This is a genomic window from Longimicrobium sp., assembly GCF_036280135.1.
Classification (GTDB): Bacteria; Gemmatimonadota; Gemmatimonadetes; order Longimicrobiales; family Longimicrobiaceae; genus Longimicrobium.
The window spans coordinates 1-8089 of record NZ_DASURI010000512.1 but is presented as its reverse complement, the minus strand read 5'-3'; the positions used below and the strand labels follow the sequence as shown (position 1 = coordinate 8089).

The following is an 8089-nucleotide window of genomic DNA, read 5'->3' as shown; positions in this document are numbered from 1 at the left end:
CCCTCCCGCGCGGCGGGGTTCTCGCGCTCCAGCCCCTCGCGGTTGGTCAGCGCCCAGGGCGCCCGGGCGGGGAGCGCGCGATCGCTGGACACCTGCACGCCCACGCGCGGCCCCAGCCACGACTCGCCCGCGATGAGCGGCTTGCCCACGGGGCGCTCCACCGTCAGGCGCAGGACGTCGGAATCCCAGTAGTCGCGGTAGTCGCGGCCCAGCACCACCGCGCGGATGGAGTTGGCCACGTCGCCGCGGATCCACGCATCGTTGGTGCGCGTGGCGCGCGACGCCTCGCCGCGCAGCTGCAGCCCCTGCACACCGAGCGGAACGCGCCAGCGCGCGCCGCCGCCCAGCTTGTTCTCCTGCTCGAACCGGTACGCGCCCCACACCCGCACCACGGGCCCGTCCGGCTCGCGCGTGGGGTGCACGTCCGCCGACGCGTACAGGCTGAGCCCGTTCACGCGGTCGTACGTGGGCAGGGGGCCGGCGATGGGGGCAAAGAAGGCGGGGCGCGGCGGATGGCGGATCTCGGCGTACGCCACGTACTCGCCGTCCCGCCCCGTGGGCCGCGTCTCCACCGTCACCCCGCCGCGCGGGTCGGCGAAGTGGATGGAGTCGGGCTCCACGATGGCCAGGCCGGAGGGGTACACGCCGCCGGAGAGCACGGCCACGGAGCCGCCCACGCGTCCCCCGGGGCGAATCCAGAAGTCGCCGCCCAGGACGAGCACGGAGCCGTCCACGTTGCCTTCCAGCCGCACCTCGGCGTCGTAGACCACGAGGTCGCCGGACGCGCGAAAGTCCCCGCCCAGTGTGGTGTCGCGGTCGATGACCACGTACTGCGCGCGGGCCAGGATCTCGCGGCCGATCTCGGCCGCGCGGCTGTGGTCGTCGCCGGAGATCTGCGGCACCTGCGCCCGCGCCCCCGGCGCGGACGCCAGCAGGAGCGAAGCGGCCAGCAGGACGGCGCGGCGGAGGATCGTCACAGCCGCAGGAAGTTGCGCAGCAGGTCGTGCCCGTGCTGGCTGGCGATGGACTCCGGGTGAAACTGCACGCCCCACACGGGATGCTCGCGGTGCCGCACGGCCTGGATCTCGTCCTCCCACCCCTCCTCCTCCGTCCAGGCCACGGCCTCCAGCTCCGCCGGGAGCGTGCGGGGCTCGATGACCAGCGAATGGTAGCGCGCCACGGTCAGCGGCGACGGCACGCCGGCGAACACGCCCTCGCCCGTGTGGCGGATGGGCGACGTCTTGCCGTGCATCACCCGGCGGGCGCGCACCACGTCGCCGCCGTACGCCGCGCCGATGCTCTGGTGCCCCAGGCACACGCCCAGGATGGGCGTCGTGGGACCCAGCTGCCGGATGACGTCCACCGAGACGCCGGCCTCGGTGGGCGTGCACGGCCCCGGCGAGATGACGATGCGCTCCGGCGCCAGCGCGCGGATCTGGTCCACGCTGAGCTCGTCGTTGCGCCGCACTTCGATCTCCGCCCCCAGCTCGCCCAGGTACTGCACGAGATTGAAGGTGAAGCTGTCGTAGTTATCGATAACCAGGATCATGGGATACGCATCTTCCGCTCGACCCCGCGCGCCGACTTCGTGAGGGCGCGGGCAAGGACAGAAGAATCACACCCCGTGCGGCGCCCGCGCAATGCCGGTCCCCTTCCCCGCGCGCATCGATCGTGATCCGCGGATGCGCGGCGCCACGACGGCCGCCGCGAAGCCCGCGAACGCGCGTCGCAACTGCCCCGCAATCCGCCCATCCCCCGCCCCGCCAGCATCGCGACGACGCGCGTCCACGTCGTTCCCATCGCCGGTTCCTGTCGCCCCTTCTTGTCGAAAGGCGCTCGTGAGGAAAACTTGTCAGAGAACAGGTGTCTCCGCGCGTTCAGGTCATTGTCACGCGCGGTCCCCGTCCCCGGTCGCCGCTCCGCGGGAGATCCGTCCGTGCGGCGGGCGCGGATCTCCGGTCCCGGCGGGGGGCGAACGGTCGTCCGTCCGGCACGTGACCGGCCCGCGGTTTTCCCCTCCTTCACACGCCACGCACTTCGGGGTGCCATGTCCCATCCGCCCGTCCGCTGGATCGCCCTTTCCGCCGCGCTCTCCGCGCTCGCCCTTCCCGCGGCCGCGCAGCAGGGCGCGCTGGCCGGCACCCTCTACGACAGCCTGGCGGGCGCGCCCCTGGCCGGCGCGCGCGTCCGGGTCGCGGGGAGCGACCGCGCCGCCACCACGGACGCCGCCGGCGCGTTCCGCATCGCCGACCTGCCCGCGGGCGAGTACGGCGTGGTCTTCGAGCATCCCCGGCTGGAGCAGATCGGGTGGATGCCCGACACGCTGCGCGCCCGCGTGGCGGCCGGCGGCGACACGCCCCTGGCGCTGGCCATCCCGTCCCTGGTGCGCCTGGGCGTGCTGGGCTGCCGCGAAGAGGCGGAGCCCGGCACCTCGGTGGCCGTGGGCCGGGTGGCGGACGCGGGCTCCGGCGCGCCCATCCCCGGCGCGCGGGTGGCGTTCAGCTGGGCGGGCATGGCGCCGCGGCTGGAGGGGGCGGCCACGGCGCGGGTGCGCACGGAGGCCGTGGCCGACGCGGACGGCCACTGGTACGCCTGCGACCTGCCGCAGGGCGTGCAGGTGGTGGCGCGGGTGGACATGCCCGGCTACGCCCGGCGCGACGAGGCGTTCCTCTTTCAGCGCCCGTCCGTCATCCACACCACCTTCCTGCTGGAGCGCGGCGGCCGGGGCGAGACGGCGTTCCTCACGGGGCGGGTGCTCAGCCAGCGCGACGGATCGCCCCTGCAGGGCGCCATCGTGGCCGTGGAGGGCACGGGCCTCTCCGCCATGAGCGACGAGCTGGGCTTCTGGGAGCTGGGCAACGTGCCGCCGGGCGACCGCACCCTGCGCGTGCGCCACGCCGGGGCCGAGCGCATGCTCCCCGTGGAGGTGGCCGAGGCGGGGGTGGCCGACATGGAGATCCGCCTGCCGCCGGACGCGTACACGCTGGCGCCCATCACGGTGACGGCCACGCGCGACCTGGGGCTGCTGCACGGCTTCTACGAGCGCCGCCAGCGCGCCGGCGTGGGGCAGTTCGTCACCCGGAGCGACATCCAGCGCCGCTCCACCACCCACGTGATGGACCTGCTGCGGGGGATGCGGCGCGGCCGCGAGCTGTGCGGGCCCGCGGTGTACGTGGACGCCGTCCTGGTCTACGATCCCGAGGGCCTGGTGGCGGCGCGCACGGGGCTCACGGCCATGGACGCGGTGGCGTACCTGAACGTGAGCGACGTGGAAGGGGTGGAGTATTATTCCGCGGGGCTCTCGGTCCCCCCGGAGTTCCTGCGGGGCAAGGGCCAGTGCGCCGTCATGGTGGTGTGGACGCGCCGCGGGAACGCCACCCGGGACGGGACCGGCGCGTGACGGCGGCGGGCTTGACCGCGCGCGCGGCGCGCATTGTATTCGATCGGCCCGGCCGCCCGGCCCCGCGCCGATGATCATCCTCCACGCTTGCGTGCCCCCGGGGTGCCCATGACCAGACTGAACTCCCCGCTCGTTCTCGCCACCCTGCTCTCCGCGGCCGCGGCACCGCTGGCCGCGCAGGGGGGCGCGCTGACCGGCACCGTGTACGACAGCCTGGCGTCCGCGCCCCTGGCCGGCGCCCGCGTGATGGTGGCGGGGACGGACCGCGCCGCCACGACGGACGCCGCCGGCGCCTTTCGCATCCCCGGCCTGCCGGCGGGCGAGTACGGCGTCGTCTTCGACCACCCCCGGATGGACAACCTGGGCTGGATCCCCGACACCCTGCGGGCCCGCGTGGCCGACGGCGCCGAGACGCCCGTGGAGCTGGCCATCCCCTCGCTGATCCGCCTGGGCGTGCTGGGCTGCCGCGGCGAGGCCGGGCCGGGCACCTCCGTGGCCGTGGGCCGCGTGGCCGACCTGGCGTCGGGCGAGCCCGTGGGCGGCGCCCGTGTCTCGTTCAGCTGGGCGGGGACGGCCCCGCGGCTGGAGTCGGCCGCCACGGCCCGCGTGCGCACGGAGGCCGTGGCCGACGCGCAGGGGCTGTGGTACGCCTGCGACCTGCCGGCCCACGTGCAGATCGTGGCGCGGGTGGACCATCCCGGCTTCGAGGCGCGCGCGGAGACGTACCTCTTCGAGCGCCCCTCGGCCGTGCACACGGACTTCATGCTCACCCGCGGCGGCCGCGGGCAGACGGCGTTCCTCACGGGGCGCGTGCTCAGCCAGCAGGACGGCTCGCCCCTGCAGGGCGCCATCGTGGCCATCGAGGGGACGAACCTGTCCGCCATGAGCGACGACCTGGGCTACTGGGAGCTGTCCAACGTGCCCCCGGGCGAGCGGATGCTGCGCGTGCGCCACGCCGGCGCCGAGCGCATGCTCCCCGTGGAGGTATCGGACGCCGGCGTGGCCGACGTGGAGATCCGCGTGCCGCCCAACGCGTACACCCTGGCGCCCATCACCGTGACGGCGGCGCGCAACCTGGGCATCCTGCACGGCTTTTATGAGCGCCGGCAGGGCGGCACCGTGGGGCAGTACATTACCCGCGGCGAGATCCAGCGGCGGGGCGCGTTCCGGGTAACGGACCTGCTGGCGGGGATGCGGCGGGGGCAGGAGCGCTGCGGGCCCCTGCTGTTCGTGGATGGCGTGCTGGTGCACCGCGCGGACGAGCTGGCCCTCAAGCTGGCCCCCTCCGAGACGGAAGGCTCCGATGCCGACGGCGCCTCGGACACCGACGTGGGCGCGGCCTTCACGGGCGCCGCGGCGCCGCTGGACTACCTGGACGTGGGCGACGTCGAAGGCGTGGAGTACTACCAGACGGGCCTTTCGGCCCCCGCCGAGTTCCTGCGGGGCGACGGGCGCTGCTCCGTCTTTGCCGTGTGGACGCGCCGCGGCGGCGCGCCCGTGGACCCGGACAACTGATCCGCTGACGTGAAGCGTGCCGGCCGGCCCGTGGGGCGTGGCCGGCGCGCGACAACCAACGAGTTGATTCCGCGCGTCCGGGCCGCCGGGCCCGCCGCGCGGGATCGTCCCCCCACATCCATCCGTTGCAGGAGCGCCATGTCACGTCCGCTTGCTTCCTGGCTGGTCCTGTCGGCCCTGTGCTCCGTTCCCGCGGCCGCGCAGCAGGGCGCCGTGGCCGGCACCGTGTACGACAGCCTGGCCGGTGCCCCCCTGGCCGGCGCGCGCGTCTCGCTGACGGGAACGGACCGCGGGGCCACGACGGACTCCGCCGGCGTCTTTCGCATCACGGACGTGCCCGCCGGCGAGCACGGGATCACCTTCGACCACCCGCGGCTGGACCAGGTGGGCTGGCTCCCCGACACCCTGCGCGCCCGGGTGGAGCCCCGCGGCGACACGCGCGTGGACCTGGCCATCCCCTCGCTCATCCGCCTGGGCGTGCTGGGCTGCCGGGGCGAGGCGGCGCCGGGCACGTCCGTGGCCGTGGGCCACGTGGCCGACGCCGCCACGGGCCGCCCCATCCCCGGGGCCCGCGTGGCCATCAGCTGGGCGGGCGCGGCCGAGGGGCTGGAGGCGGCCCGCGTGCGCACGGAGGCCATCGCCGACGACGAGGGCCACTGGTACGCCTGCGAGCTGCCCCAGGGCGCCATGATCGTGGCGCGGGTGGACCAGCCCGGCTACCAGCGGCGCGACGTGTCGTTCTACTTCGACGCGCCGTCGGCCGTGCACACGGAGTTCATGCTGGCCCCCGGCGGCCGGGGCGAGACGGCGTTCCTCACGGGCCGCGTGCTCAGCCAGCAGAACGGCGCGCCGCTGCAGGGCGCCGTGGTGGCCGTGGAGGGCACGACCATCTCGGCCATGAGCAACGACCTGGGCTTCTGGGAGCTGGCCAACGTGCCCCCGGGCCACCGCACGCTGCGGGTGCGCCACGCGGGCGCCGAGCGGGCGCTTCCCGTGCGCGTGCCCGAGGGCGGCGTGGTGGACGTGGAGGTGCGCGTGCCGCCCGACGCGTACACGCTGGCCCCCATCACCGTCACGGCCGCGCGCAACCTGGGGATCCTGCAGGGCTTCTACGAGCGCCGCCAGTCGGGCTACGGCCAGTACCTCACCCGGGCCGAGGTGCAGCAGCGCGGCGCCCACCGGGTAACGGACCTGCTGGGGGGGATGATGCGCGGCCGGGAGCGCTGCGGTCCGCTGTTGTTCCTGGACGGCATGTACGTGGCGTCAGGCCTGGACTTTTTGAACGTGGCGGACGTGGAGGGCGTGGAGTACTACCAGTCGGGGCTCACGACGCCGCTGGAGTTCCTGCGGGGCAACGGCCGCTGCTCGGTGCTGGCCGTGTGGACCCGCCGCGGCGGCGCGCTCCTGGACGAAGAAACCTGATCTCGCGTCCAGGCGCAGGAAAACCGACAGAAGTTTCTCACGCAGAGGGAGCAGAGGCAGCAGAGTACTTCATCGCGCGACGAAGTTCCTCTGCGCCTCTGCGGCTCTGCGTGAGATTTCTTTTTCTTTTCTCAGCGGGCGCGGATGGCCGCGAAGCGCACCTCGGGCAGGACCATCGCCGTCTCCGCGCAGCTCCCGCCGCAGTCCAGGGCCTGGTTGGTGAACCAGAGGCCCGTGTTCACCTGCCAGCCCCATCCCCCGTTTCGCGGCCAGCTGCGATAGCCGATGCCGGCCGTGGGCCCGTGCACCGCCTCCTCCAGCGGCAGGGCCAGCCCGCGGTATCCCACGTACGCCAGCACGTCGCTTCCGCCGCTCGCCGACGCGCGCACGGGCAGGTACACGCCGCCGCGGACGAACGCGCCCGGCGCCAGCAGCGCCACCCCCGCCTCCCCCGTCCACCGGCCGCGCCCGTTGAACGCCAGCGACGCGGCGATGGGATCGGGAAACGCCGTCAGGGGCGCGATGACGAGGAAGCGGCGCGGCGGCACGCGTGGATCGGCGGCGGGCGCGGCGGACTGCGCGGCGGCGGGCGACGCGAGGCAGACGGCGGCGGCCATGGCCAGCAGCCGGCGGGGACGAAGGCGCATTGTGCGGAAGATCGGTGTGCGGCGGATGGGATGAAGCGCGCGCGGCAAGGGACGTCGCGCGGGGGCGGGCGCCCCGGAGGGACGCCTCCGTGGCGCGGAGGCGTCCGTCGGTGGGAAGAACGTTCAGGGCACGCGGATCGGGACGACGAACGCGCTGCGGTCCCACGAGATGCGCAGGTCGCCCGCATTCACCGCCGACGCGTCCACGAGAATGGTGAACGTCTCCACGGGGGCGGCGACCGTTTCGCGCCGCATGCGGACGCGGCCCAGGTCACGCGCGGCGTCGTAGCTGGTGCCGTTCTGCCCCGTCTGGCGGTTGACGATCAGCCAGCCGCCGTCTTCCTGCGGGATGGAAAAGAGCGTGTACTCGCCGGCCGGCACCTGCAGCGTCGCGCCGTCCGCGCCGGTGAGCACCAGCGCGCGGTCCGTGGTGAAGTGCGTGGCGCGGTTGGCGCCCGTGCGCCACACCTCGCCCCAGCGCACGACCGCGGGGAAGATGTCGCGGCCGCGGCGCTGCGGCGCGCCGTAGTCCACCACGATGTTCGCCCCGCCCATCCGCGCCTCCGCGCGGCCGCGGCCGGAGAGCTCGCCCAGGCCGCGCCCCTCGCGGTCCAGCTGCGCCCAGCGCGCGGCCGCCGACTCCAGCTCCACCCACGGCACCCGCGTGACGACCACCTTGCGCGTGGTCCCCGCCGCGTCGAGGGAGACCAGGCGGCCCCGCGCGTCCGTCCGGGCCGTGGACGGACCGCGCAGGGGGTGCGTGAGCGTCCATCCCCCGCCCTGCGCCGGCGCCACCGTGTACGCCAGCGGCCGTCCGCCGGCCAGCAGCGGGGCGGCTCCGCCCTGTCCGCCGTGGGCGCGCATCAGCACCAACTCGAACGGCCAGTGCACGTAGTCGATCCACGGCAGGGCCGCCGCGGGCGCGTCCACGCGCGACGTGGCCGTGGAGTCGCCCTGGGTGACGGTGCGCGTCCAGCCGGAATCCGCCACGGCGAACACCTCCGTCCGCAGGGGCGCGGCGGCGCTGGCGGGGTCAAAGGTGCGCTCCTCGAAGCGGCGCATGTGCCCGTCGGGCTCCAGGTCCAGCACGTAGCGGCGAACGGTG

The 8089-nt window shown here is 74.8% G+C and carries 6 protein-coding genes and 1 pseudogene; 3 read left to right on the top strand and 4 right to left on the bottom strand.

Annotated elements, in window-relative coordinates:
- Both VFZ20_RS16570 and VFZ20_RS16565 read right to left on the bottom strand, forming a co-directional pair.
- Nucleotides 1-977, bottom strand: a pseudogene (locus VFZ20_RS16570) (hypothetical protein); the annotation flags it as partial.
- The gene (locus tag VFZ20_RS16565; protein WP_329685022.1) at nucleotides 974-1549 is read right to left on the bottom strand and encodes an aminodeoxychorismate/anthranilate synthase component II; all 576 of its coding nucleotides are present in this window, start codon (nucleotides 1547-1549) and stop codon (nucleotides 974-976) included. The gene VFZ20_RS16565 and the pseudogene VFZ20_RS16570, both read right to left, overlap by 4 nt.
- A 498-nt stretch (nucleotides 1550-2047) precedes the next feature.
- Here VFZ20_RS16565 and VFZ20_RS16560 point away from each other — a divergent pair, with 498 nt between their 5' ends.
- The 3 genes from VFZ20_RS16560 to VFZ20_RS16550 all read left to right on the top strand — a co-directional run bounded on the left by VFZ20_RS16560 (nucleotide 2048) and on the right by VFZ20_RS16550 (nucleotide 6337).
- Complete coding sequence (locus tag VFZ20_RS16560) at nucleotides 2048-3400, top strand: carboxypeptidase regulatory-like domain-containing protein (protein ID WP_329685021.1); 1353 nt, start codon at nucleotides 2048-2050, stop codon at nucleotides 3398-3400.
- A gap of 108 nt (nucleotides 3401-3508) precedes the next feature.
- Nucleotides 3509-4915, top strand: a complete 1407-nt coding sequence (locus tag VFZ20_RS16555; protein WP_329685020.1) for a carboxypeptidase regulatory-like domain-containing protein — start codon at nucleotides 3509-3511, stop codon at nucleotides 4913-4915.
- A gap of 138 nt (nucleotides 4916-5053) precedes the next feature.
- Nucleotides 5054-6337, top strand: a complete 1284-nt coding sequence (locus tag VFZ20_RS16550; RefSeq protein ID WP_329685019.1) for a carboxypeptidase regulatory-like domain-containing protein — start codon at nucleotides 5054-5056, stop codon at nucleotides 6335-6337.
- A 131-nt stretch (nucleotides 6338-6468) separates the two neighbouring features.
- Here VFZ20_RS16550 and VFZ20_RS16545 read toward each other — a convergent pair whose 3' ends face one another.
- Nucleotides 6469-6984, bottom strand: a complete 516-nt coding sequence (locus VFZ20_RS16545; protein WP_329685018.1) for a hypothetical protein — start codon at nucleotides 6982-6984, stop codon at nucleotides 6469-6471.
- A gap of 123 nt (nucleotides 6985-7107) precedes the next feature.
- On the bottom strand, nucleotides 7108-8089 hold a 982-nt coding region (locus tag VFZ20_RS16540; RefSeq protein WP_329685017.1), incomplete at its 5' end, for a DUF2911 domain-containing protein.

Coding starts and splice junctions, on each gene's coding strand:
- VFZ20_RS16545 (WP_329685018.1), bottom strand. CDS start 6,984: ATGCGCCTTCGTCCCCGCCGGCTGCTGGCCATGGCCGCCGCCGTCTGC.
- VFZ20_RS16560 (WP_329685021.1), top strand. CDS start 2,048: ATGTCCCATCCGCCCGTCCGCTGGATCGCCCTTTCCGCCGCGCTCTCC.
- VFZ20_RS16555 (WP_329685020.1), top strand. CDS start 3,509: ATGACCAGACTGAACTCCCCGCTCGTTCTCGCCACCCTGCTCTCCGCG.
- VFZ20_RS16565 (WP_329685022.1), bottom strand. CDS start 1,549: ATGATCCTGGTTATCGATAACTACGACAGCTTCACCTTCAATCTCGTG.
- VFZ20_RS16550 (WP_329685019.1), top strand. CDS start 5,054: ATGTCACGTCCGCTTGCTTCCTGGCTGGTCCTGTCGGCCCTGTGCTCC.